The 25,696-nt window shown below is 32.7% G+C and carries 22 protein-coding genes, 1 tRNA gene and 1 other annotated feature; of the genes, 21 read left to right on the top strand and 2 right to left on the bottom strand.

Going from position 1 to position 25,696, the window contains the following annotated elements:
- Positions 1-15: 15 nt before the first annotated feature.
- The 4 genes from BM305_RS16915 (at position 16) to BM305_RS16900 (ending at position 5,588) form a co-directional block, all read left to right on the top strand.
- A complete protein-coding gene (locus tag BM305_RS16915; RefSeq protein WP_092563597.1) occupies positions 16-528 on the top strand; it encodes a DUF4446 family protein in 513 nt (170 codons plus the stop codon).
- Positions 529-548: 20 nt separating this feature from the next.
- Entirely contained in the window at positions 549-1,604 is a 1,056-nt protein-coding gene (locus tag BM305_RS16910; RefSeq protein WP_092563594.1) for an HD-GYP domain-containing protein, read from the top strand.
- Positions 1,605-1,666: 62 nt separating this feature from the next.
- Positions 1,667-1,877 (top strand) — a binding site (T-box leader).
- A 71-nt stretch (positions 1,878-1,948) separates the two neighbouring features.
- Positions 1,949-3,223 carry a serine--tRNA ligase gene (serS, locus tag BM305_RS16905; RefSeq protein ID WP_092563591.1) on the top strand — a complete coding sequence of 425 codons (1,275 nt, stop codon included), beginning with the start codon at positions 1,949-1,951 and terminating at the stop codon, positions 3,221-3,223.
- Positions 3,224-3,395: 172 nt separating this feature from the next.
- Positions 3,396-5,588, top strand: coding sequence for an alpha-galactosidase (locus BM305_RS16900; protein WP_092563587.1), 2,193 nt, complete (start codon positions 3,396-3,398; stop codon positions 5,586-5,588).
- Here BM305_RS16900 and BM305_RS16895 read toward each other — a convergent pair.
- Complete coding sequence (locus BM305_RS16895) at positions 5,569-6,492, bottom strand: AraC family transcriptional regulator (RefSeq protein ID WP_092563584.1); 924 nt, start codon at positions 6,490-6,492, stop codon at positions 5,569-5,571. The two genes, BM305_RS16900 and BM305_RS16895, sit on opposite strands and share 20 nt — an antisense overlap.
- A 125-nt stretch (positions 6,493-6,617) precedes the next feature.
- Here BM305_RS16895 and BM305_RS16890 point away from each other — a divergent pair, with 125 nt between their 5' ends.
- From BM305_RS16890 to BM305_RS16835, 12 genes are all read left to right on the top strand, one after another.
- A complete protein-coding gene (locus tag BM305_RS16890; RefSeq protein ID WP_092563581.1) occupies positions 6,618-7,634 on the top strand; it encodes a LacI family DNA-binding transcriptional regulator in 1,017 nt (338 codons plus the stop codon).
- Between the two features lie 416 nt (positions 7,635-8,050).
- The gene (locus BM305_RS16885; RefSeq protein ID WP_092563578.1) at positions 8,051-9,433 is read left to right on the top strand and encodes an ABC transporter substrate-binding protein; all 1,383 of its coding nucleotides are present in this window, start codon (positions 8,051-8,053) and stop codon (positions 9,431-9,433) included.
- Positions 9,434-9,506: 73 nt separating this feature from the next.
- The gene (locus tag BM305_RS16880) at positions 9,507-10,502 is read left to right on the top strand and encodes a carbohydrate ABC transporter permease (protein WP_092563575.1); all 996 of its coding nucleotides are present in this window, start codon (positions 9,507-9,509) and stop codon (positions 10,500-10,502) included.
- Between the two features lie 31 nt (positions 10,503-10,533).
- On the top strand, positions 10,534-11,337 hold the full coding sequence (locus BM305_RS16875; protein WP_242940574.1) for a carbohydrate ABC transporter permease: 804 nt from the start codon (positions 10,534-10,536) through the stop codon (positions 11,335-11,337).
- A 35-nt stretch (positions 11,338-11,372) separates the two neighbouring features.
- Entirely contained in the window at positions 11,373-12,386 is a 1,014-nt protein-coding gene (locus BM305_RS16870) for a glycoside hydrolase family 130 protein (RefSeq protein ID WP_092563572.1), read from the top strand.
- 59 nt (positions 12,387-12,445) lie between these two features.
- Positions 12,446-13,630 (top strand): AGE family epimerase/isomerase, encoded by a 1,185-nt coding sequence (locus BM305_RS16865; RefSeq protein WP_092563569.1) that lies wholly within the window; start codon positions 12,446-12,448, stop codon positions 13,628-13,630.
- Positions 13,623-14,798 (top strand): glycoside hydrolase family 130 protein, encoded by a 1,176-nt coding sequence (locus BM305_RS16860; protein ID WP_092563566.1) that lies wholly within the window; start codon positions 13,623-13,625, stop codon positions 14,796-14,798. Before BM305_RS16865 ends, BM305_RS16860 begins: the two co-directional genes overlap by 8 nt.
- A 98-nt stretch (positions 14,799-14,896) precedes the next feature.
- Positions 14,897-16,414, top strand: a complete 1,518-nt coding sequence (locus BM305_RS16855; RefSeq protein WP_177214782.1) for a sialate O-acetylesterase — start codon at positions 14,897-14,899, stop codon at positions 16,412-16,414.
- Between the two features lie 34 nt (positions 16,415-16,448).
- Entirely contained in the window at positions 16,449-18,173 is a 1,725-nt protein-coding gene (locus tag BM305_RS16850; RefSeq protein WP_092563559.1) for a phospho-sugar mutase, read from the top strand.
- A 199-nt stretch (positions 18,174-18,372) separates the two neighbouring features.
- Positions 18,373-19,257 (top strand): DUF3881 family protein, encoded by an 885-nt coding sequence (locus BM305_RS16845; RefSeq protein WP_092563667.1) that lies wholly within the window; start codon positions 18,373-18,375, stop codon positions 19,255-19,257.
- Between the two features lie 125 nt (positions 19,258-19,382).
- Positions 19,383-19,454 (top strand) — tRNA-Arg (locus BM305_RS16840).
- A gap of 42 nt (positions 19,455-19,496) precedes the next feature.
- Positions 19,497-20,234, top strand: a complete 738-nt coding sequence (locus tag BM305_RS16835; protein ID WP_092563556.1) for a hypothetical protein — start codon at positions 19,497-19,499, stop codon at positions 20,232-20,234.
- A gap of 16 nt (positions 20,235-20,250) precedes the next feature.
- On the opposite strand, the gene BM305_RS16830 is transcribed toward BM305_RS16835, so the two are convergent.
- On the bottom strand, positions 20,251-21,156 hold the full coding sequence (locus tag BM305_RS16830; RefSeq protein WP_092563553.1) for a deoxyribonuclease IV: 906 nt from the start codon (positions 21,154-21,156) through the stop codon (positions 20,251-20,253).
- Between the two features lie 105 nt (positions 21,157-21,261).
- Between BM305_RS16830 and BM305_RS16825 the strand changes: the two genes are divergently transcribed.
- From BM305_RS16825 to BM305_RS16805, 5 genes are all read left to right on the top strand, one after another.
- The gene (locus tag BM305_RS16825) at positions 21,262-22,680 is read left to right on the top strand and encodes an aminotransferase class I/II-fold pyridoxal phosphate-dependent enzyme (RefSeq protein WP_092563550.1); all 1,419 of its coding nucleotides are present in this window, start codon (positions 21,262-21,264) and stop codon (positions 22,678-22,680) included.
- Between the two features lie 23 nt (positions 22,681-22,703).
- Positions 22,704-23,225 carry a hypothetical protein gene (locus tag BM305_RS16820; protein ID WP_092563547.1) on the top strand — a complete coding sequence of 174 codons (522 nt, stop codon included), beginning with the start codon at positions 22,704-22,706 and terminating at the stop codon, positions 23,223-23,225.
- A 90-nt stretch (positions 23,226-23,315) separates the two neighbouring features.
- Positions 23,316-23,756: a YaaR family protein gene (locus BM305_RS16815; RefSeq protein ID WP_092563544.1), complete on the top strand. Its 441-nt coding sequence runs from the start codon at positions 23,316-23,318 to the stop codon at positions 23,754-23,756.
- A gap of 18 nt (positions 23,757-23,774) precedes the next feature.
- Positions 23,775-24,776, top strand: a complete 1,002-nt coding sequence (holB, locus tag BM305_RS16810; protein ID WP_092563541.1) for a DNA polymerase III subunit delta' — start codon at positions 23,775-23,777, stop codon at positions 24,774-24,776.
- Positions 24,769-25,671, top strand: a complete 903-nt coding sequence (locus BM305_RS16805; protein WP_092563538.1) for a PSP1 domain-containing protein — start codon at positions 24,769-24,771, stop codon at positions 25,669-25,671. Before holB ends, BM305_RS16805 begins: the two co-directional genes overlap by 8 nt.
- Positions 25,672-25,696 lie beyond the last annotated feature (25 nt).

Here is a 25,696-nt window from a genome sequence, read left to right as displayed (position 1 = left end):
CAAGGAGAAATTGAAATGAATATTTTTAATCGTCTTGGACTAGACCTTGAATATGTAACTATTGGTCTGACGGGAATAATGATTTTATTAATAATTCTAGTGCTTGCATTATTTATAGGGTTTTATAAACAAAAACACAGACTAAGCAAGTTTATGCTTGGTTCTGATGCAAGTAGTTTAGAGGAAATTATTAAAAATAAAATTAGTGATGTTGAAAAAATAAAATTAGATATTGATAGTATTAATGGTAAAATTAGCAATATTGATGATATACTATTGTCCACATATAGAAAAATAGGTATAGTAAAGTATGATGCTTTTAAAGAAATGGGAGGAAAACTAAGTTTTGCATTGGCATTACTAAATGACAGAAATGATGGTTTTATTCTTAATTCAATGCATAGTAGTAGAGAAGGTTGTTTTACATATGTAAAACAAATTATTAATGGGGAAGCATTTGTAGTTTTAGCAGAAGAGGAAAAACAAGCGTTAAATGAAGCTATAAACAGTACAAATTATATGGAATAGTTATAAAGTAGGGTTGGTTAATGAGAAAAATATCAGTAGATCTAATTAGAGGAAATGAAGTATTAGCAAGAGATATTTATAGTAGTACAGATACAATTTTAATGGCAGCAGGCACCATTCTCAAAAAAGATTATATTGAAAAATTTTCAATGCTTAACATTAAGTTTGTTTATATAGAAAGCGAAAATAAAGAACTTGATGAAAGTGAAAAAGAGTTTTTAGAATCCAAAATAAAGAAAGAATGTCAGTCTGCTGTAAAAAATATTTTTGAAAAGTATTCGTATTGTGGAAATGCCGAGCTTGAAAGATTAGTGATTATTGCACAACAGTTAATCGAAGATATTCTTCAGAGTAAAGAAGTACTTTATAGTGTTGATGTAGTAAGACAAAAAAGTGAAAGTGTGTATGTTCATTGTTTAAATGTATGTGCACTATCAGTTTTAGTTGCATTAAAAATGAATTTGCCTATGAAAACAATTAATGATATTGCAGTGGGAAGTTTATTACATGATATAGGGTATAGTTTCTTTTTATCTCCAGTGGATGAGATAGTGAATGATAGCGAACTGAATTCAGAAGTTAAAAAGCACGTTGTTTATGGGTATTCAATTGTAGAAAAGGAAATATGGCTTTCAAAAGAAGCTAAAAATGTTATATTATATCACCATGAACGTCTAGATCATACAGGATATCCTTTAAAAATTGGAGATAGCCGAATAGGGCTAGAAACCAGAGTTGTATCTGTTTGTGATGAGTTTGAAAGATATGTTTTTAGAAATAATAAGCCTGTTGTAAAAGTACATGAAGCCATAGAATATATTATTTCTCAAGCAGGAATTAAATTTGATTATAAAGTTGTAATGCTTTTTAAAGAATCAGTTGCTGCATATCCAAATGGAACAATGATTATTACAAATGAAGGGGAAAAGGGAATTGTACTTCGTCAAAACTCTGGATTTCCAACAAGACCAGTTATTAAGTTATTATTTGATAAAAGTAATATAGAGTTAGAGAACCCTATAGAAAAAGATTTAACTAAAGAATTATCTTTATTTATATACGATGTTATTATGTAATGGTAAAAAAATGGACTTGCAATATTGTAATAAATAGTCTATAATATTAGTTAATTAAAAATGAAAAAGCATGAGAAAAATAAAATTATATAAGTTTTTTAGAGAGTTGATGTTTGGTGGAAATCAATAAACTTAATAATTGTTCCAGTTTCTCGCATTAAAATAATGCATGTTCTGTGTAATGACAGAAGGTAGTACCCTTTATCGTACATCAAGAGGAAAAGTTATTTACTTTTCAATTTGGGTGGCAACGCGGAATCTTTCGTCCCATGTAAGTGGGAGGAGAGATTTTTTTTTGTAGTAGAAAAATTATATTTTATAAATACTAATAAAGGAGTGTAAACATGTTAGATATTAAACTATTAAGAAATAATTTTGATGAGGTAAAAGAAAAATTATCAAATCGTAATGAGGAATTTGACTTAAGTCAGTTTAAGTCACTTGATGAAAAGCGTAGAACATTATTGCTAGAAGTTGAAAAATTAAAGAATGAGCAGAATATAGTTTCAAAGCAAGTGCCAATATTAAAAAAAGATGGAAAAGATGTAACGGAGATATTAGCACAAATGAAAGAATTATCTGAGAAAATAAAAGAATTAGATATTCAGGTAAAGGCAGTGGATAGTGAATTGGATAACTGGATGTTAACTATTCCTAATATTCCGAATTCTGAAGTTCCACAAGGTAAAACCGATGAAGATAATGTTGAAATAAGAAAATACGGTGTTCCAACCACGTTTAATTTTGAACCAAAAGCACATTGGGATTTGGGAAGTAATTTAGATATTATTGATCCTGAGACAGCTGCTAAAACAACAGGAGCAAGGTTTACATTTTATAAAGGGTTAGGAGCAAAACTTGAGAGAGCAATTACAAATTTCTTTTTAGATGTCCACGAAAAGCAAGGGTATGAAGAAGTATTTCCACCATTTATGGTAAGTCGTGAAAGCATGACAGGAACTGGTCAACTTCCCAAATTTGAAGAAGATGCTTATAAGGTATCAGGAGATGGAAAAGAGTACTTTTTAGTACCGACAGCAGAAGTACCTGTTACAAATATGTATAGAGAATCAATTTTGGAGGGAACAAAATTACCAATTATGCATTGTGCATATACGGCTTGTTTTAGAGCAGAAGCAGGTTCAGCAGGTCGTGATACTAGAGGTTTAATTAGACAGCACCAATTTAACAAAGTAGAACTGGTAAAATTTACAAAGCCAGAAGATTCTTATGCAGAGTTGGAAAAACTAACATTAGATGCAGAAGAAGTTTTAAAATTATTAGGATTGCCATATCGAGTTGTTAAAATATGCATTGGTGATCTTGGATTTACAGCGGCGTTAAAGTATGATATTGAAGTATGGATGCCAAGTTATAATAGATATGTAGAAATTTCTAGCTGTAGTAATTTTGAAGAGTTTCAGGCAAGACGTGCTAATATTAAATATAAAGATAATATTAAGGATAAAGCTAAATTTGTCCATACACTAAACGGAAGTGGTGTTGCAGTAGGAAGAACTACAGCAGCTATTTTAGAAAATTTTCAACAGGAAGATGGAAGTATTATAATTCCTGAGGCATTACGACCTTATATGGGCGGAAGAGAAATTATAAAATAGTATAAAAACAGACTCTGATTTATTTAGCAAAGTAAATAGAGTCTGTTTTTGATTACATAATAAATAAATTTTGTTGACATTTATTACTGTTTAATATAGACTAAAAATAAGTTACATTTTACTTAATAATCAACTAATTTAATGAAAAATATAAGAGCTTGGAGAGTATAGTATGGGAATAAATTATTATGAAAAAAGTAAAGTATTTAAGTTAGACAGTAATAATACATCTTATATAATTGCTATTGTTGATGAGGAACAGTTTATTGGTCATGTGTATTTTGGAAAACGGATAGTAGATAGTAATTTGAATTACTTATTAAGAACAAATGAACCACCGTTTGTTCCAACTGTTAATGGCAGGGACAGAATATCCTTTATGGACAGTTTTTCATTTGAGTATCCTGGAAATGGACTTGGTGATTTCAGAGAAAGTGCTATAAGTGTTGAAACTGAAAAAGGAAGCCAATGCACTTCATTAACCTATTTATCACATAAGATTTATCAAGAAAAATTTACTTTAAAGGGATTACCAGCCACATTTGGAAAAGAAGAATGTAGTACATTAGAAATAACCTGTATAGATAAACAACTACATCTTGAAGTTGTGTTATTGTATAGTACATTTGAAAATTTGGATGTTATTACAAGAAGCGTACGAGTTAAAAACTTAGGAGAAAGTAGTATATTTATAAATAAAGTGTTATCTGCTTGTGTGGACTTTGATGGAATAGACTATGATTTAATAACACTTCATGGTTCCTGGGCGAGAGAAAGAATTATACAGAGAAGAAAAGTAGGATATGGAAAGTACATTACTTCTTCCAACAGAGGGGCTTCTAGTCATCAAGATCATCCATTTATGGCGCTTTTGGACTCAGATGCAACAGAAGATACAGGCAATGTATATGGCTTTAGCTTTGTTTATTCGGGTAACTTTATGGCATTAGCTGAAGGGGGACAGTTTAATACCACTAGAATAGAAATGGGAATTAACCCTGCATGTTTTAAATGGAAGCTGGAAAAGGACGAAGAATTTGTTGCTCCAGAAGTTGTAATGGTATATTCAGATAAAGGACTTGGAAAAATGAGCCGGACTTTTCACGATTTATATAGAAATCATTTAATACGTGGAAAATATAAAGATTTAAAAAGGCCAATTTTAATAAACAATTGGGAAGCAACCTATTTTGATTTTGATACAGAAAAACTTTTAAATATTGCCAGAGAAGCATCGAAACTTGGCATTGAAATGCTAGTAATGGATGATGGATGGTTTGGAACCAGAAGCAGTGACAACTGTGCACTAGGTGATTGGGTTGTAAATGAAGAAAAGATTAAGGGGGGGCTTAAGTATCTTGTTGATGAAGTAAATAAGATGGGAATGAAGTTTGGTATATGGTTTGAGCCGGAAATGATTTCTCCTGATTCAGATTTATATCGAAAACATCCTGACTGGGCAATTAAGGTTCCAGAGCGAGAAGGAAGCTTATCAAGAAATCAGTATGTATTAGATATATCTCGTCAAGAAATACGTAATCATATTATGGACAAGATGAGAGAGGTTTTACGCAGTGCAAACATTGAATATGTAAAGTGGGATATGAATAGACCATTAAGTGATTTGGGAAGTGTCAATTTACCGGCAGACAGGCAGGGTGAATTATCTCACAAATATGTATTAGGTGTATATGAAATGATGGAGCAATTAACCAAAGAGTTTCCTGATTTATTATTAGAAAATTGTTCTGGTGGCGGGGGAAGATTTGATCCTGGAATGCTGTACTATAGTCCTCAAATCTGGTGTTCAGATGATACGGATGCAGTAGAAAGATTAAAAATTCAACAGGGAACAGCTCTTGTATATCCATTATCTACTATGGGTGCACATGTTAGTGATTGTCCAAATCATACAGTAGGAAGAACGACTCCTTTTGGAACGAGAGGATATGTGGCACTTGCAGGGACATTTGGATATGAATTAGACGTAACAAAAATTTCACAGGCAGACCGAGATATTATTCCAAAGCAGGTGGAGCTGTATCATAAATATAATGATTTAGTGAGAACTGGTGACTATTATAGAATTAATAATTATTTAGATAATGGTGCGTTTGATTGCTGGCAGGTTGTTTCAAAAGATAAAAAGGAAACGCTTATTACTTTTATTCAAGTTTTGGCAAAACCAAATTATCATAGTACAAGAATCAAGGTAAAAGGGCTAAATGAAAGTAAAATGTATAAAAATCTGGAGACTGGCGAGGTTTATTCAGGAGGAGCACTTATGTATGCTGGCATTAATATAACAGGCATACATGGAGATTTCACCGGAAAATTACTTCACTTTAAGGAACATCAGGAGTAGTACAGGTGTTTTTCTGATTGCGGTATTGTAAAGGAGTTAATCCAATACGTTTTTTAAATAAATTAATAAAATGTGTTGGATTATCTATTCCTATATTCAAAGCAATTTCATTTACTGGAAGATCGGTATTTCTCAGTAAATCCTGTGCAACTGATATTCGACGTTGTATTAAATAATCTATGGGTGATGAATGAATATATTTTGAAAACTCTCTTGTCAATGTAAATTTACTTACGTGAAACTGAGCAGATAGCAAGTGCAGGGTATAATTGTCCTGGTATTTTGTATCAAATAGTTCTTTGATTTTCAGAACATAAGCTGGAATTTTTTCATCTACAAGGTATGATGTTTCCTTTTCAAGTATCAAATGTGTTAACAAATTTGTTATTAGCATAGAAGTAATAAGTTCCCCTTCAGTTATTTTTAAGGTTTCAATACTAATTAACTTCTTAATTAGATTTGGTATTTGAGAAAGAGGTTTTAATGAAAAAACAGGATTTGCTTTCTGACAGTACAAATTGAAGTAGGTCTGAATCTGAAACCCATTTAAATATATCCAGTCAAAAGACCAGTTACTTGATTCAAATAACTCAAGTTTAAAGTAGTTAGAACAATTAATAAATAATACAGTGTCAGGATGCAAAATATAAAATTCATTTTTATAAGAAAGTTTACCTTTTCCACTCTTGGTGTAAAGCACTAGGTAAGAATTAAAATGTTCTAGTTCTAATAGAAATGGATATTGAGTATCACGAGTACCAAAGTTTTGCATATAGAAAAGGTTTTGTAATGCAAAACAGGATACGGAAACAAATTTTAATGAAAAAGGAGAATTTTTTGCGGATAATATAGGCTCTCGTTTGGTAATTACTGCATTAAGATATTCTTTTTCAAAGTTTTGCATTAGCTTGTCACCTCAACATTTTTTACAAATTATATATCAACCGAAAAGGAAAATCAAGTTTTAGTAGTGTTTAAAAGACAGAATTCAATGGTTACAAAGGTTTAAATTGAACGGAGGAGAGTAAAATGAAAAAAAACGTTACACTAAAGGACATAGCTGAAAGAGTTGGGGTTAGCGCAGTTACTGTTTCCAAGGCATTATCGGATAAAGATGGTGTAAGTGATGAAATTAGAAAAACAATTAAAGAAGTAGCAAATGAATTAGGATACCGGTATGGAAATAATACAGTACTTCAGTGTGAAAGTGGAAATATTGGTGTTGTAATTGCAAATCGATTTGTTAGAGAAGATGAAAATGCATTTTATTTAAAAATGTATCAGAATCTAGTTCAGGCATTAGCAAGATATAATTTTTATGGAATTATGGAAATTGTGACGTCAAAGGATGAAAAGGAATTAGTTATGCCTAAGCTGCTTGAAAATAATAAAGTAGATGGATTAATTTTGTTAGGACAATTTAGTTCTTCCTATACGGATATGCTAATACATGCTGAACAAAATGTTTTGTTACTTGATTATTATGATAAGAAGCAAAGCGTGGACGCTATTATAAGTGATTCTGTATATGGGAGTTATAAAGCCACTAATTATTTGATTAGCAATGGGCATAAAAGGATTGGTTTTGTTGGAAGCATATTTGCTACCAATAGTATTTTGGATCGATATATTGGTTATTATAAAGCACTTATTGAAAGCAGCCTGGATGTTGAAAAGAAATGGATTCTCGAGGATAGAGATGAAGAAGGTAATTTAATTGAAATATTATTGCCAGATTTAAATGATATGCCAACAGCATTTGTATGCTGCTGTGATAAAGTTTGCTATATTTTAGTAAAAAAATTAAAAGCAATGGGGTATAAAGTACCAGAAGACATATCTGTGGTAGGCTATGACAATTTTATTTTTTCAACACTATCAACTTTAAAGTTTACAACTGTAGATGTAGATATTGAGGCAATGACAGAAGCAGCAGCAGATCTTATTATAAAGAAAGTAAGGGGACAGCATCATACAACAGGAATGAAGATTATAGAGAGTAAATTAATTATTCGAGAAAGTGTTTGTAAAGTCAATAATAAGTAACAGTTATTAGTTAAATATAAGTACTTTAAGGCGTGCTTCTATTAAAAGTAATAGTTAAAATATTATTTTTAAATGAATTCAGGCCTTAATTTATAATTGATGTAAAGTAATTTAGTGAAGCATTAAGTAATATTATTTGCTAATTTAACAAGTTAAATTAAATTACAAAGCTTTTAATGTTAAACATTAACATATAATAACTTTTTGATGAATCATTTCTTTAAAAAATTAACAAAATAGTAAAAATAATATTAAGTTTTATAACTATTAATTACAAATAGTGCAAGATAATATGATTATTAGCAAGATAAATTGATGATTTTTTGAGTAAAATAAGTTAATATATATTTAAGTTAATTAAATGAACTTTTAACCTAAATAACTTAACAATTAATTATGTAATAAGGAGGGCAATTATGAAAAAAACAACAAAAAGATTTTTAAGTCTATTCTTAGTTTTAGTTTTTTCACTATCTATGGTTTCTTGTGGTGAGAAGAAAACAGAAAAAGAAGAAACAACTGATAAGGAAGGAACACCATCTTTTTCTGAACTCAAATTAGGAGAGGATTATACTGACTTATCAGCAGATATTAAGTTTCTTTCTCATAGAACAGATCTGCAAGATACTGTATTTCAAGATTACATTAAGCAGTTTAATGAGCTTTATCCAAATATCAAGATTACGTATGAAACAACAACTACTTATTCTGATGATATGCCAACAAGACTGACAACAGATGACTGGGGCGATATCTGTATGTTACCAACATCAGTAGATAAAAATGAATTTCCAGATTTATTTGTATCTTTTGGTGATAAAGAAACTTTGGATCAAACATATGATTTCTTAAATGATAAATCATATCAAGGACAGGTATATGGTATACCATCTGTAGCTAATGTACAAGGTATTGTATATAATAAAAAAGTATTTGAAGCAGCTGGAATTACAGAAATGCCAAAGACTCCAGATGAGTTTTTAGATGCATTGCAAAAAATTAAAGATAACACAGAAGCAATTCCAATGTATTCTAACTTTGCAGCAGCTTGGACAATGGGTGCGTGGGATGCATATTTAGGTGGTTCTGCAACTGGAGATCCTGATTTTATGAATAATAAATTAGTTCATTCTTCAAATCCATTTTCAAAAAAGGACGATATGACAGGACCTTATGCTGTATATTATGTATTATATGAGGCTGTATCAAGAGGATTAATTGAAGATGACCCAACAACAACTGACTGGGAAGGCTGTAAGGGTATGATTAACAGAGGTGAAATTGGTACAATGGTACTTGGTTCATGGGCTGTAGTACAAATGCAGGATGCAGGTGATAATGCAGATGATATTGGATATATGCCATTCCCTATTTCTGTAGGTGGAAAACAATATGCCAGTGCTGCTCCGGATTATTGCTATGCAATTAATTCAAAAATATCTACTGATGAACAAATTGCATCTATGTTATATATTAAATGGTTGACAGAAAAATCTAATTTTGCTTTTGATCAAGGTGGAGTTCCAATTGTAAAAGGTTCTCAATTACCAGCAGTATTGGATGCATTTGATGGTGTGGAATTAGTAGTAGATAATCCTGCTCCAGAAGGTGAAGAGTCTCTATTTAATGAACTTAACAGAGAGTCAGAAGTAGGTATTAATACAGATAATACGCCAGATTGTCTAATTTTAGAGAATGCATTAAATGGTACAGCTACTCTTGATGAAGTAATGGATGAGTGGAATCAAAAATGGTCTGATGCACAATCATCTTTAGGAATTGAAGTAACTGAGGAATAGAGGATACAATACTTTTTATAAAATAGTGAGCTAGGGGATTTATTCCCTGGCTCATGATTAACAGGAGGTTAACATGGGAGAGAACATTAGTAACACGTCAAAAAGTAAAAAACCTTTTAACCTGTTAAGTTGGTTAAAGAGTGGAAAAGGTCAAAGAGCCACTATAATTATTTTATTTATGGCAGTACCATTATTCCTGTTATTAACTTTTACGTATGTTCCATTTGCCAAAATGGTTCAGTTTAGTTTTTACAAAATGAAATATACAGGTCCAAGAACTTTTGTTGGATTAGATAATTACGTGGACGTTTTTAAAAGAGATGATTGTTTCAGGGCGTTGTGGCTGAGTTTATATTATATGGGAGGAGCTTTTTTACAATTAGCATTGGCATTGTATTTTGCTACTCTGTTAAGTTTTAAAGTAAAGGGAGGAAACTTTTTTAAAGGAGCAATGTTTTTTCCGTACCTTGTTTGTGGGATTGCAGTAGGATTTATTTTTAAATTCTTCTATACAAGAGGATTTGTTTTAGATACTGTACTTAGTTGGCTTGGATTTAATTTGGAAAATTTGCCTTATTGGCTTAAAGATACAAAAATAAATAATTTTTCTCTTGCAGCGTCATCCATATGGAGATATATGGGACAAAGCATGGTGTTATTTATTGGTGCAATAATGTCAGTAGATAGTGAATTATATGAAGCATCATCATTAGATGGTGCAAATAAGTGGCATCAATTTAAATTTATTATTTTGCCATCTATTAAAACAATTGTTGTATTAAATTTAATTCTATCAATTACTGGTGCTCTAAGTGCCTTTGAACCTCCTTATGTAATTACAAATGGTACTTTGGGTACAGCAACTTATTTCTGGGTTATGAATAAAGTAGCGCATACAAACCAGAAGGTAGGATTGGCGTCTGCAATGGCAATTGTATTGTTAGCTATTATATTTATTGCAACTATGATACAAAAGTTTGTAATGTTAAAAGTATTAAACGATGATAATGATAGTGTTTCAAAGAAAACGCATAGAAAACTTGCAAAACGCAACGGGGGGGTGGCATAACGTGATTAAGAAGATATTTTTTAGGATAATTATGTACTTTTCTTTAATAGTAGGAGCTTTTATTTCGGTTTTGCCTGTTGCTAGTTGTGTCATTACTGCTTTTAAAACAGACGATGAGTATTATAACACAAATGTAATGCAGCTTCCAAAGAACTGGCTGAATTTTGATAATTTCATAGCAGTATTTAAAAATGCAGATATGCTTCTGGCGTTTAAGAATTCAGCTATTATTTTGGTTTTTGTATTATTGGGCTCTATACTATTTGGAACAATGCTTGCATATGTATTAAATCGATTTAAGTTTTTAGGAAATGGTTTGATTCGGAATTTGTTTTTATTTGCTACATTAATTCCAGGTATTGCAACCCAAGTAACAGTCTATCAGATTATGTATAGTGTTGGACTTGTAGATAAACTAGTAGGATATATGATTTTGATGATGGGTACAGATATTATATCAATTTATATATTTCTTCAATTTTTTGAAAATATTCCAGTATCAATTGATGAATCAGCAATTATTGATGGAGCAAGTTATTATGGTGTATTTTTTAAAATTCTATTTCCTCTTTTAAAACCAGCAATTGTAACGTGTATGATTTTAAAGGGAGTAGGAACCTACAATGAATACTATATGGCTAATTTGTATTTACAATCAAAAGATAAATTAGTTACAGTAGCAACATCACTGTATAAATTCACAGGGCCAGTTGGAAGCCAGTACAATTTAATCTGTGCAGGTGTTCTTATTACCATGGCACCAGCATTTCTTATATTTATATTTTGTCAAAAGCAAATATATAGTGGATTAACAAATGGTTCTGTAAAGGGCTAGTATAAATATGAAATAAAAGAAGAGGAGACTTAAAAATGAAGATAATTGGAGAAGCACTACCTAACATGCCTTGGCAAGAAAAACCAGAGGGACTAAAAAATGCACCTGTCTGGAGATTTAACGAAAATCCTATTATTGAAAGAAATCCATTGAAAAATGTAGCAAGAATTTTTAACAGTGCAGTCATGCCTTATAATGGGGAATTTATAGGAGTTTTCCGTGGAGAACAAACAAACGGAATTTCATATATATACTTAGGTCATAGTAAGGATGCAGTTCACTGGACATTTAATGAAGAAAAAATTCATTTTGTTGACGAAGATGGAAACGATTTTATGCCAAATTATGCGTATGATCCTAGATTAGTAAAAGTTGAGGATACATATTATATTATGTGGTGTACAGATTTTTACGGAGCAGCTATTGGATTAGCAAAAACAACAGATTTTAAGACATTCGTACGTTTGGAAAATCCATTTATTCCATTTAACAGAAATGCTGTTCTATTTCCAAGAAAAATAAATGGTAATTATATGATGCTGTCACGACCAAGTGATAGTGGTCATACACCTTTTGGAGATATTTTCCTTAGTGAAAGTCCTGATTTAGTTTATTGGGGTAAGCACAGACATGTAATGGGAAGAGGAGCTGAATGGTGGGAATCCGTTAAAATTGGTGGAGGAGCAGCACCAATTGAAACAGATGAAGGCTGGCTGATGTTCTATCATGGTGTAAGTGGAACATGTAATGGTTTTGTTTATAGTATTGGTGGTGCAATTTTAGATATTGATAATCCATCTATTGTAAAATATAGATGTGAAAACTTTTTACTTACTCCAGAAGAGTGGTATGAAGAAAGAGGATTTGTACCTAATGTATGCTTTCCATGTGCAACTTTACATGATGCTGATACAGGAAGAATTGCAATTTATTATGGAGCAGCAGACAGCTATGTTGGTTTAGCTTTTACTCAGTTAGAAGATGTTGTGAATTATATAAAAGAAAATAGTGTATTGACAACACAGGATACGGAAATAGGAAGAAGATAAACAGTGTTAATTAGGGATACAGATTCTGTATCCCTATATTAAAATCTAGATGTAGGAGGATGACAAAATTGCTGATTGAGCAGGTTAAAGAACATGTTATTTCTGGAATTTTACCATTTTGGTCTAAATTAAGGGATAATGAAAATGGTGGATATTATGGTCTTGTAGATTTTAATTTAAATATAGATAAAACGGCACCAAAGGGTGTTATTTTGCATAGCCGTATATTGTGGTTTTTTGCCAATGCATATCTTATGTTTGGAAAAAAAGAATATTTGGAAGATGCAAGACATGCATATGAATATATAAAAAATTATTGTTATGATAAAGTTAATGGTGGTGTTTTCTGGTCAACCTCATATCAAGGAGAAGTTTTAGACAGTACAAAACATACGTATAACATGGCATTTGCCATTTATGCCTTGTCCTCATATTACGATGCTTCAAAAGAGGAAGAAGCAATTAAGTTAGCCGATGAAATATATCATGTAATTGAAGAAAAATGTTGTGATAGTGTAGGATATTTAGAAGCATTTGATTTAAAATTTCAACCAGTTGAAAATGACAAGCTATCTGAAAATGGTGTTATTGCTGAGAAAACAATGAATACATTACTGCATGTATTTGAGGCGTACACGGAGTTTTATCGTGTTACAAAGAGAGAAGAGATAAAAAGCAGATTGGAGTGGATGTTAGATACATTTGCAGATAAGGTTTTTAATCCGGAATTAAATCGACAAGAGGTATTTTTTGATAAGGATATGAATAGTATTCTTGATTTACATTCCTATGGACATGATATTGAAACAGCATGGCTGATTGATCGGGGCTGTGAAGTGCTGGGGGAACGTAAATATATTGAAAAGCTTCAGCCTATTACAAAAAAACTGACGCAAAAAATTTACGAAACAGCTTATCACAAAAATTCCTTATGGAATGAATGTGATCGTGGAGAGGTAGATAAGAAAAGAATCTGGTGGGTACAGGCGGAAGCTGTAATTGGATTTTTAAATGGGTATGAAAAGGAACCACAGCGGACAGAATATTTGAATGCCGCTAAAAATATATGGGAATACATTAAGGAAAATGTTATTGATAAGAGAAAAAATTCTGAGTGGTTTTATGAGCTAGATAATAATGGAGTTCCTACAGAGAATCAAAAGGAAATAGTAGGTCCATGGAAGTGTCCGTATCACAATGGTCGTATGTGCTTTGAAATTATTAGGAGGAACATAGATGTTTAACAAAAAATATTATATTGAAAATGAAAAATACGAAGCTCTTATTAATCGGAAAAATGTTAAGAGTAATATTTATAATGGAATTTATGATAGATGGGAATATCCTGTATTAACAAGAGAGCATATTCCGTTGACATGGAAATATGATTTAAATCCTAAGACAAATCCATTTTTCATGGAGCGTCTAGGAGTAAATGCAGTGTTCAATTCAGGTGCAATTGAATTAAATGGAAAATTCTATTTGGTAGCACGAATTGAAGGAAATGATAGAAAATCTTTTTTTGGTATTGCAGAGAGTGACAATGGTGTAGACGGTTTTCGTTTTTGGGACTATCCAATTCTACTAGATGATACCTGTCCTGAAGAAACAAATGTATATGATATGAGACTTACCAAGCATGAAGATGGTTATATTTATGGCGTTTTTTGCTCTGAGAGCAAGGATACAACAGTAAATGATTTATCAGCAGCAGTTGCAGCAGCAGGCATTGTAAGAACAAAAGATTTAAAAAAGTGGGAAAGACTTCCTAATCTTAAAACGCTGAGAAGTCCACAGCAACGTAATGTTGTGCTGCATCCAGAATTTGTTGATGGTCAGTATGCTTTTTATACAAGGCCTATGGATGATTTTATTGACACTGGTTCTGGGGGTGGTATAGGCTTTGGATTATGTAAGGATATAATGAATCCTGTTATTGATGAAGAAACCATGACAAGCAGGAGAAAATATCACACAATAACAGAAGCTAAAAATGGTGCTGGTGCAGTTCCATTTAAGACAGATAAGGGGTATATTCATATTGCCCATGGTGTAAGGAATACAGCAGCAGGACTGCGATATGTAATATATGCATTTGCTACGGCTTTAGATAAACCATGGGAAGTAATCGCAGAACCATCAGGATTTTTAATTGTACCTCGGCTAGAGGAGAGAATTGGTGATGTATCCAATGTAGTATTTACAAATGGAGCAATTGCAAGAGATAATGGGGAATTGTATATCTACTATGCTTCTTCTGACACAAGATTACATGTTGCAACAACAACAATAGAAAAAATTATTGATTATGTATTTAATACACCAGAAGATCCATTGCGTTCAGTAGAATGTGTTGCTCAAAGATGTGAGTTGATAAGAAAAAATTTAGAGTATATCAATGAACAGAGATAATATGATATAATACGAATAATGATTGAATAGTAGGGAGATTATATGTGGATGTAATAACAGATATAGCCTCCCTGTTCTATAGGAAAGGATTGTTTAAAATGGAATTTGCAAATGAATTAAGAACAGCACAAATTTTTAGTAATAATATGGTGTTACAGAGAAATAAGCAGGTTTTAGTGTGGGGAACTGGAAAAGATAATACAACAATAGAAATATCTATTGCTAATCATAAAGTAAGGACAATGGTAAGAAATAACCAGTGGAGAGCAGAAGTACCTTGTATGGAGGCAGGAGGCCCTTATGTTATGAGTATTTCTGATGGAGAAAAAAACATTTCATATGAAAATGTTATGGTAGGAGAGGTTTGGTATGCAGGTGGGCAGTCAAATATGGAATTAGAATTACAGAACTGCAAAGATGGTGCCAAGGAGGTAGAAAGTGCAGATTGGAATTCTATACGTTTTTATAATGTTGCAAAAATTCCTACTTTAGAAACACATAATCTTGAAGAAGAAGGAAGAAGGCATTGGGAAGTTGTAAAGCCCACAACAGCAGCAACCATGTCGGCAGTTGCTTATTTTTTTGCCAGAGAAGTTAGTCAGACTTTAGGAATAACAGTAGGTATTATTGATTGTTACTGGGGAGGCACTTCTATTTCCTGCTGGATGAGCAGAGAATATTTATCTTCTGACGAGGAAGCCAATACATATATTTTAGATTGGAATGAGTTAGTAGGAGATAAAACTGATGAAGAGTATGAAAAGGAAAAGGCTATTTGGGATGTAGAGTGGAAAGCATGGAATGAACATTCGGAACAGTTAAGAAAAATTAAACCGGATATTTCATGGGAGGATATTAATAAAAAAGCTGGAATTTGCCCTTGGCCAGAGCCAGCAGGAAAGAAATCAGGATTTCGTCCAGGCGGATTGTATGAAACTATGGTTCAAAGAGTGGCTCCTTATACAATTAAAGGTTTTTTATGGTATCAGGGGGAAGAAGATGAAAAGAAACCAAAGATTTATGATAAAATGCTGACAAAATTAATTTCACAGTGGAGAAGTGACTGGAGTGATGATGAATTACCTTTTGTTATTACACAGCTGCCAATGTGGATTGAAAAAGGATGTGCTGATACAAAATCATGGGCGATACTAAGAGAAAATCAGAGAAAGGTCTCTCAAACCATTAAGAATACAGCATTGGCAGTCTTAATTGACTGTGGTGAATATGATAATATTCATCCTTTAGATAAAAAAACAGTTGGACATAGGTTGGCACTTCAGGTTCTAGAAAAATTTTATAATATAAATAATTTATATGCAAATAGTCCAATGTTAAAAGATATGGATTTAAATGAGGATAATATTGTGTTATACTTTGACTATGTATACGGAGGTTTTGAAGTAAAGGGAAACGATGAAATAGCATTATTTGAAATTGCAGGAGAGGATGAAGTGTTCTATCCCGCAAAAGCCGTTGTAAACGGAGAGTCAATTATAATTTCTAATGCCAAAATTAAAAATCCTAAATATGCCCGGTATGCATGGACCAATTATGGTATTGTTAATTTATATAACATTAAAGGATTGCCAGTAGCACCTTTTGTTACGGTATAGGCGTCAAGAAAACAGTTATAGAAAGGAAATGAATATGGACTACAAATTGAGATATGAAAAATGGTGCCAAGACCCTTATTTTGATGAGGCGACTAGAACTGAGCTGATTAATTTAAAAGGAAATGAAGCTGAAATTGAAGACCGCTTTTACAAAGAACTTGACTTTGGAACTGGCGGATTAAGGGGCGTAATAGGAGCAGGAACAAACCGTTTAAACATTTATACTGTTCGTAAAACAACGCAGGGATTAGCTAATTTTATTATTAAGGAAAATGGTCAGGAAAAAGGAGTTGCAATTGCATTTGATTCTAGAAGAATGTCTCCTGAATTTGCTGAAGAGGCAGCGCTTTGCCTTGCAGCTAATGGTATAAAAGCATATGTTTTTGAATCATTAAGACCAACACCAGAATTATCTTTTGCGGTACGGACACTAGGTTGTATTGCAGGTATTGTAATTACTGCAAGTCATAACCCACCAGAGTATAATGGATATAAGGTTTACTGGGAAGATGGCGCACAGATTACATTTCCAAAAGATAACCAGATCATTACCGAAGTAAATGGGGTAACAGATTTTGCTAATGTGAAATCCATGACAAAAGAGGAAGCTATTGCAGCAGGACTATTAGAAATAATTGGTGCTGAAATTGATGATAAATACATCGCTGAACTGAAAAAACAGGTAGTTCATCCTGAAGTGATAAAAGAAGTAGGAAAAGATATAAAGATTGTTTATACACCTTTACATGGAACAGGAAATATTCCTGCGCGAAGAGTATTACAGGAACTTGGATTTGAGAATGTTTATGTGGTTCCTGAGCAGGAACTACCTGATGGAGAGTTTCCAACAGTAAGTTATCCTAATCCAGAGGATGCTAAGGCTTTTACGTTAGCATTAAAATTAGCTAAAGAAGTAGATGCAGATATTGTTTTGGCAACTGATCCAGATGCAGACAGGCTTGGTGTATATGCAAAGGACTCAAAAACTGGTGAGTATATGTCCTTTACAGGTAATATGTCAGGTATGCTTATCTGTGAATATTTAATGTCAGAAAAACAAAAACTAGGAATACTACCTGAGAATGGTGCGTTAATTAAGACAATCGTATCAACTAATATGGCTGACGCGGTTGCGAAAAATTATAATATGAAGTTAATTGAAGTGCTGACGGGATTTAAGTATATAGGTGAGCAAATTAAATTATTTGAACAAAACAATACATATGAGTATGTATTTGGTTTTGAAGAGAGTTATGGATGTCTTGTTGGAACTCATGCAAGAGATAAGGATGCAATTGTTGCAGTTATGTCGTTATGTGAGGCAGCAGCTTTTTATAAAAAGCAGAATTTGTCATTATGGGACCAGATGATTTGTATTTTTGAAAAGTACGGATTTTATCGAGAGGGACTTGAAACTATGACCTTAAAAGGCATTAGCGGCGCTGAGCAGATCAAAGAAATATTAGAAAAAATGCGCAATAATCCTCCAAAACAATTAGGAAAGTATAAGGTACTTCAGGTAAGAGATTATCAATATGAGCAAATGAAGAACATGGAGACAAATGAAGTAGTTCCAACTGGTTTACCAGTTTCAAACGTTTTATATTATGATCTAAGTGAAGAAGCATGGTGCTGTGTTAGACCATCTGGAACGGAGCCAAAAATTAAATTCTATTTTGGAGTAAAAGGACAAAGCTTTGAGAATTCTAATGAGTTGCTGGAAGGTTTGACAAGTGCAATGTTAGAGTATGCAAAATAAGAATTATTTGGATGGTAGAGTTCACTATCGGTGAACTCTATTTATCTCTAGAATACAATAAAAAATAAGGAAAACAATTGACAGTATAGATATTTCATGATATAAGTATATAACATTATTGCAATTTTTGTAAAACTAATTTAGTATATAAGTATGGAGAATGATAGGATACATTTTCAATAGAAAGGATGGTGGATTTATGCACAGTTATTTGAGAGCAGTAGGATTTAGCCAAGTACAAAACAGGAAAGATTTAGATAGAATTCTTGGTATTATAATGGATCGACCTATTGAAAAAAATATGAGGAAACTTAATCCTACCACGACTTTAACGGAAATGAAAATGGATTTTGCTGAGCATATGGGAGTCACCATTCGTGGAGAGTACGATGAGAAAGGCTTTTTTCATTTGGAGCATTATTTCCCATATTTTCAAGGGAGAAAAATTTCAATTAAAGAAGAAGTTACGATTAACAAGAGAGTTGATACAGAAGCTTACACAGGGATGTGTGATGACTTACGATTAGGTGTTTCTTTAATTTTTTATTTGCAGAATTCCATGGAGTGCAGCAGGAAAAGTAATATGACCAATACCAATTCTAGATACTTGCAGGTTGCGTTATCTGGACTTTCAGTAGAAGGGAAAATATTACTTGGTTTAACATCTGATGAGGCTAAGCAAAAAAAGCAGACAGCAGAAGCAAATTTAAGAAAACAATTGATTGCAGAAGCGAAAATGGGGAATCAGGATGCCATTGACAGCCTGACGATTGATGATATAGATTTGTATGCCATGATATCAAGGCGTTCTAAAAATGAGGATATTTACTCTATTGTAGAAACCAGTTTTATTCCATATGGAGCAGAGTCAGATAATTACTCTATTATAGGAACTATTTTAGAATATAATTTATTGATTAATTCTATGACAGGTGAAGAGGTTTACGATATAGTCGTTAGTTGTAACGATATTATATATGATGTTTGTATTAATAAAAAAGATTTGGAGGGAGAACCTCAGGTAAACAGACGATTTAAAGGAAATATATGGATGCAGGGATACGCATATTTTCCTAGCTTTTAAAATAGAAATATACATAGGGCATTTTTCATATTTTAATTAGTATGAAAATGCCCTTGTTGGTTGACATTTTTATAAAATAAGTTATAATAGATATTGCGTTAAAACAAAAGTTTACAGTTATGTTTGCTCTCATAGTTAAATGGATATAATAAACCCCTCCTAAGGGTTAGTTGCAGGTTCGATTCCTGCTGGGAGTGTTTCTTGTTTTTATGGAAAATATATGACCGGATTGTTAAATTATGAAAAATGTGCAAAAAAAAAGTATAGAAAATGAATCTGAATCAACATCTAGGACAATAGGAACTTTAAAAGAAAAGACATTACATGCTGCATTAAAGGACTACTTGGAACCAGATGTTGATAAGCAGGAAATTAAAATTGGAAGATATCACGTAGATATTTTGAACGAACAAGGAATCATTGAAGTACAAACCCAGAACTTTAATTTATTGCGCAATAAACTGGAAAAATTACTTCCAGATTATACGGTGACGGTTGTTTATCCAATTACCCATGATAAGTGGCTTTATTGGGTTGACAATGAAACTGGCGAGGTATCTAAGAAAAGAAAATCTCCCAAAAGGGGAACATATTATATAGCTTTTTTTGAGTTGTACAAAATAAAGATGCTTTTAAATAACCCAAATTTAAGAATAAAATTAATGATGATTAATATGGAAGAATTTAGACTGTTAAATGGTTGGAGTGAAAATCGCAAGCGTGGTTCTTCCCGACATGACAGAGTACCAGTAGAGATTGTGGAAGAATTAATTTTACAGGATTCTAGAGATTATTTGAAGTTGATTCCTAATGAATTAGACCAAACTTTTACATCAAAAGACTATGCGAAGTCCTCTAAGTTACATATTTCACAGGCGCAGACAGCGCTAAATGTATTACATTATGTGGGTGCAGTAGATAGAGTAGGTAAAGAGGGAAACGCATATGTCTATTGTCGTAATAAGTCATTAATTTAATGTTTACGTTTATATATCAGCGGTGGTTAGCAATAATTAATTCCTTTAGTTCTGGATTAAAAACACCTGAACGAATCATTTCAATTTCTTCTTTATAGGGCGGATAAGATTTTGATTTATCATCAGGATCTGGGATATATGGTGTTTCCAGTATCTTTGGTACATGCATAAAATCAGGATACATAATAACCTTATACAAAGCATCAAAGCCAATGTGGCCAAATCCAATATTTTCATGACGGTCTTTATGAGATTCCTTACCATTTTTGCTGTCATTAATATGAAAAACAGCAATTTGTTCTTTGCCTAAAATCCGATCAAATTCTTCTATCACGCCTTCAAAGTTATTTACAACGTCATACCCGTTGTCATTGGTATGACAAGTGTCAAAACATACCCGAAGCTTATCATTGTAATGAACACCATCATAAATAGCAGCTAATTGTTCAAAAGAACGGCCTATTTCACTACCCTTTCCAGCCATGGTTTCTAAAGCAATATTGACAGGTGTATCCGCAGTGAGAACAAGGTTAAGTCCACTAATAATTTGCTTTAAGCCTGTTTCTTCTCCGGCATTAACATGAGAACCAGGATGCAATACAAGTGTTTTACTTCCTAAAGCAGCAGTACGTTCTATTTCAATCTGCAAAAAATTCACAGCTAGCTCGTATGTCTCTTGCTTAATAGAATTGCCAAGGTTAATAATATAAGGGGCATGTACAACAAAGTCATCTATTCCATGCTCCTTCATATACGCTTGTCCTGCTTCTATATTTAATTCATTAATGGACTTTCGTCTTGTATTCTGAGGTGCACCAGTATAAATCATAAATGTGTTGGCACCATAAGATACTGCCTCTTTTACAGAATTCAAAAACATCTCTTTACCGCTCATACCAACATGAGAACCAATTTTTAACATAGAATACCTCCATAATCTTGAAAAATAGGTAATGATATTATACACTAGGATTAATAAATTTACAATCATTTGTAAAAACCTCATAAAAAGGAGAATAGAGAAAAAATGTTTCTTTACTATAAATTAAAGAATTACCAGAAGGAAAATATTTATCCATTTCATATGCCAGGACACAAAAGAAATACAAAAATTATGCCAGTAATAAATCCCTATGAAATAGATATTACAGAAATTGATGGATTTGATTATCTGCATAATGCAAAAGGTGTAATTAAAAAATCCATGGAACGGGTTCAGATAAAATTTCGTTCCACACATTCATTTTATTTAGTAAACGGCAGCACAAGTGGAATTTTGGCAGGAATTTTAGGTAGTACAAACAAAGGTGATACCATATTAGTGGCACGCAATTGTCATCAATCGGTTTATAATGCAATTGTGTTAAACCAATTGGTTCCTGTTTATTTATATCCACAAATGGACAAAAATTTTGAAGCGGCCTGTGGATATAATGCTGAATATATTGAAACAATGTTAATAAAACATCCAGATATTAAATTAATTGTTTTAGTATCACCTACTTATGAGGGGCTGGTATCTGAAATAGATAAAATTGTAGTGGCCGCACATAAAAGGAATGTACCAGTTTTGGTGGATGAGGCACATGGTGCACATTTTTGTTTTTCTAATGCATTTCCTAAAAGTGCGGTAGAGCAGGGAGCGGATATTGTAATTCATAGTGTACATAAGACACTGCCTGCCTTTACACAAACAGCATTAATGCATGTTAACAGCAATTTGATTTCACTTGAAAAAGTAGAGTATTATAGTTCAGTTTTTCAGAGTTCCAGTCCGTCTTATGTGCTTATGGCAGGAATTGATCAATGTATGAACATTCTGGATCAGCAGGGTAACCAGTTATTTCAGATATTAGTTAACCGCCTAAATAAATTTTATAAAAAGTCCGAAGAATTAAAGCACCTACGGGTAATGGGAAAAGCAGAAAACAGGGATTTTTCTAAAATTATTATTTCTTGTAGGGAAACAGAAATGACAGGAATAGAACTTTATGATATACTGTTAAATAAATATAAGCTTCAAATGGAAATGGTGTCAAAAGACTATGTACTTGGAATTGCAACTATCTGTGATACAGAAAAAGGCTTTGAAAGACTGGAAAAGGCACTATTTGAACTGGATCAGCAGTGCTTTCATAGGAAAAATAGAACTTTGTTATGTCAGACAACAGAGTGGGATGTGAGCAGTATAAAAATGAACATGCCTCCATATAGAGCGTCCTGTTGTGACAAGGAAGAAATATATTTAATAGACAGCATAGGAAAAACAGCAAGTGAATTTGTTTTTGTTTATCCTCCAGGAATTCCTCTTATTGTGCCTGGTGAAGAGATTAGTGAAGCGGTTGTGAATCAAATTATTAATCTACAGCATGAAGGACTAGAGCTAAAAGGAATAGGTGATGGTAACAAAATTAAAATCTGTTGCAAAAACAGCAGTGAAGAATAAGTGATAAAAGCAGGATGAAAAACATGGAGAAACTAGTTATAATAATTAATGGAAGAGGCGGAGTTGGAAAAGATACATTGTGCAGCATTACAGAAAAGTATTATAGAATATTAAATGTGTCTTCCATTACGCCAATTAAAGAAATTGCGTTCCAATGCGGATGGAATGGAGAAAAAGATGACAAGGCACGTAAGTTTTTATCAGACTTAAAGACTATTTTAGTAGAGTTTAATAATCTACCTCAAAAGTACCTTGAAAAGCAATACAACGAATTTCTAAACAGTAATAATCAGATTATGTTTGTTCAGATACGAGAAGGGTCAGAAATAATTAAATTTAGAAATAGTGTATCTACTCCCTGCATTACGTTATTAATTAAAAGGTCTAATGAAATTATTTCTCAATGGGGAAATACATCGGATGATGAGGTTGAAAACTTTAAGTATGATTATTGCTATGATAATGTGAAAAGTCTTGAAAATGCAGAACAGGATTTTATGGTTTTCCTAGATAGGGTATTAAGTGATAGAGCCTTGCACATATGATATTTAGAGTGATATTCTTAATTTAGTATGTTATAATAAAAATGTGGGTTATAATTTCGGTATCTTGTAAAAGGAAGGGAATAGTCAGATATGGATATTAAAATCAATCAAATGCAACAAATCAATCAGGTTGTACAAAAACAGAATATCCAGGAGGGTGATCAAAGTTTTAAATTCACTTTGGCCAGTAATATTGAAGAGAGCTCATTACAGGCAAGACTGACTCTTCTGATGGAGGATATTGTTCAGCAGGGGAAGAAAATAGCCAAGCATACGGATGTCAGGGATATGAAAAAATATCGTCAGCTGATTAAAGATTTTATGAATGAAATTGTGAATCGCTCACATAAGTTCAGCCGTGAGAATTTTCTTGATCGGAAGGGGCGGCATAGGGTTTATGGTATTATTAAGCTAGTGGACAATACATTAGATGAACTGGCACAAGAACTGATTAAGGATGAAAAAGATCAAATTGTCATACTGGGAAAAATTGACGAAATTCGGGGACTCCTTTTGGATATTTTAACATAGAGAAATGGGGTGTTAGGGATGAAAGTATTTGATAATATTATTGGACATGATAAAATTATTGAAAATATGATGAAATCAGTAGAGTTAGGTAAGATTTCACATGCTTACATTTTAGAGGGGGAACCAGGTTCAGGTAAAAGTATGCTTGCAGGATTATTTGCAAAGGCATTACAGTGTGAAAATGAAAATCAGGAGGACAAACCTTGTGGAAGATGTAAGTCTTGTTTACAGGCAGTTTCAAATAATCATCCTGACATTATTAAAGTAATACATGAAAAAGCCAGTATTGGGGTAGATGATATCCGGATACAGGTGAATTCTGATATAGGGGTTAAGCCTTATAGCAGTCCATATAAGATATATATTATAGATGATGCAGATAAAATGACTGAGCAGGCACAAAATGCTTTGTTGAAAACAATAGAGGAGCCTCCTGGATATGGAGTTTTGCTGCTTTTAGCAAGTAATGCAAGTAAGCTTTTGCCTACCATTTTATCAAGATGTGTAATACTAAAATTAAAGCCGGTATCTGTTTCAGATATTAAAAAGTATCTGATGGAAAAGCATCAGGTTCCAGATTATATGGCAGAAATTAGTGCTAAGTTTTCTCAGGGAAATGTAGGGAAAGCCATACGTTATGCTTCTTCTGAGGAATTTATTGAGGGAAAGAATGAGGTATTGCATTTACTAAAGTATGTAGATGAGATGAAAACTTATGAGCTTTTAGAAGGCATTAAAAGATTGACAGAACGAAAGCTGGAGATATATGATTACATTGATTTAATGATTTTATGGTACAGAGATGTTTTACTATTTAAGGTGACAAATAATCCAAATTTATTGTTATATCGTGAGGAGTTTGCTTTTATTAAGAAGGATGCTCAAAAATCCAGTTATGAGGGAATAGAAGAAGTTATTAAAGCTATGGAAAAGGCAAAAGAGCGCTTAAGATCCAATGTTAATTTTGAAATTGCAATTGAATTAATGCTGCTAGTAATAAAGGAGAATGGGAATGGTTAATGTTATAGGCGTCAGATTTAGAAGGGCAGGAAAGGTGTATTTTTTTGATCCGGTAGACCAAATTATTGAACCAGGGTGTAATGTCATTGTTGAGACAGCCCGAGGGATTGAGTATGGAGAAGTTGTAATAGGAAATCGACAGGTTGAGGACGAGAAAATTATTCAGCCGCTTAAACCTGTTATACGAATTGCTACACCAGAAGATGATAGAATTGAAGATAATAACAGAAGAAAAGAAAAAGATGCATTTCAGGTTTGCTTAGAGAAAATTGCAAAGCATGGATTAGAAATGAAATTAATTGACTCAGAATACACATTTGACAATAATAAATTATTATTCTATTTTACAGCAGATGGAAGAATTGATTTTCGTGAGCTGGTAAAAGATTTAGCAGCTGTATTTAAGACAAGAATTGAATTGAGACAGATTGGTGTTCGAGATGAAACTAAGATTGTAGGTGGAATTGGTATTTGTGGAAGACCTTTATGCTGTAATACCTTTTTAAGTGAATTTGATCCAGTATCAATAAAAATGGCAAAGGAACAAAATTTGTCTTTAAATCCTACCAAGATATCGGGGGTGTGCGGACGTTTGATGTGCTGTCTGAAAAATGAGCAGGAGGCCTATGAGGAGCTGAACAGTAAGCTGCCGAATGTAGGGGACATGGTTACCACAGTGGATCAATTAAAGGGTGAAGTCCAGAGTGTCAGTGTGTTGAAACAATTGGTGAAGGTAATTGTTACAGTAGATAATGATGAAAAGGAAGTACGTGAATATAAAGTAGAAGATCTTACATTCACTCCAAGAAAGAAGAAAGAGAAGATTGCTATTGATGCGGAGCTGAGACATTTGGAAATGTTAGAGGCTAAAGAATCAGGCTCTATGATCGATTAAAACTGAAACAGCAAAGGAAATTACA

It is taken from the genome of Anaeromicropila populeti (assembly GCF_900112775.1).
Taxonomy (GTDB): domain Bacteria; phylum Bacillota; class Clostridia; order Lachnospirales; family Lachnospiraceae; genus Anaeromicropila_A; species Anaeromicropila_A populeti.
Note: the sequence above shows the minus strand (reverse complement) of the source record. Positions and strands in the feature narration are given on the sequence as shown.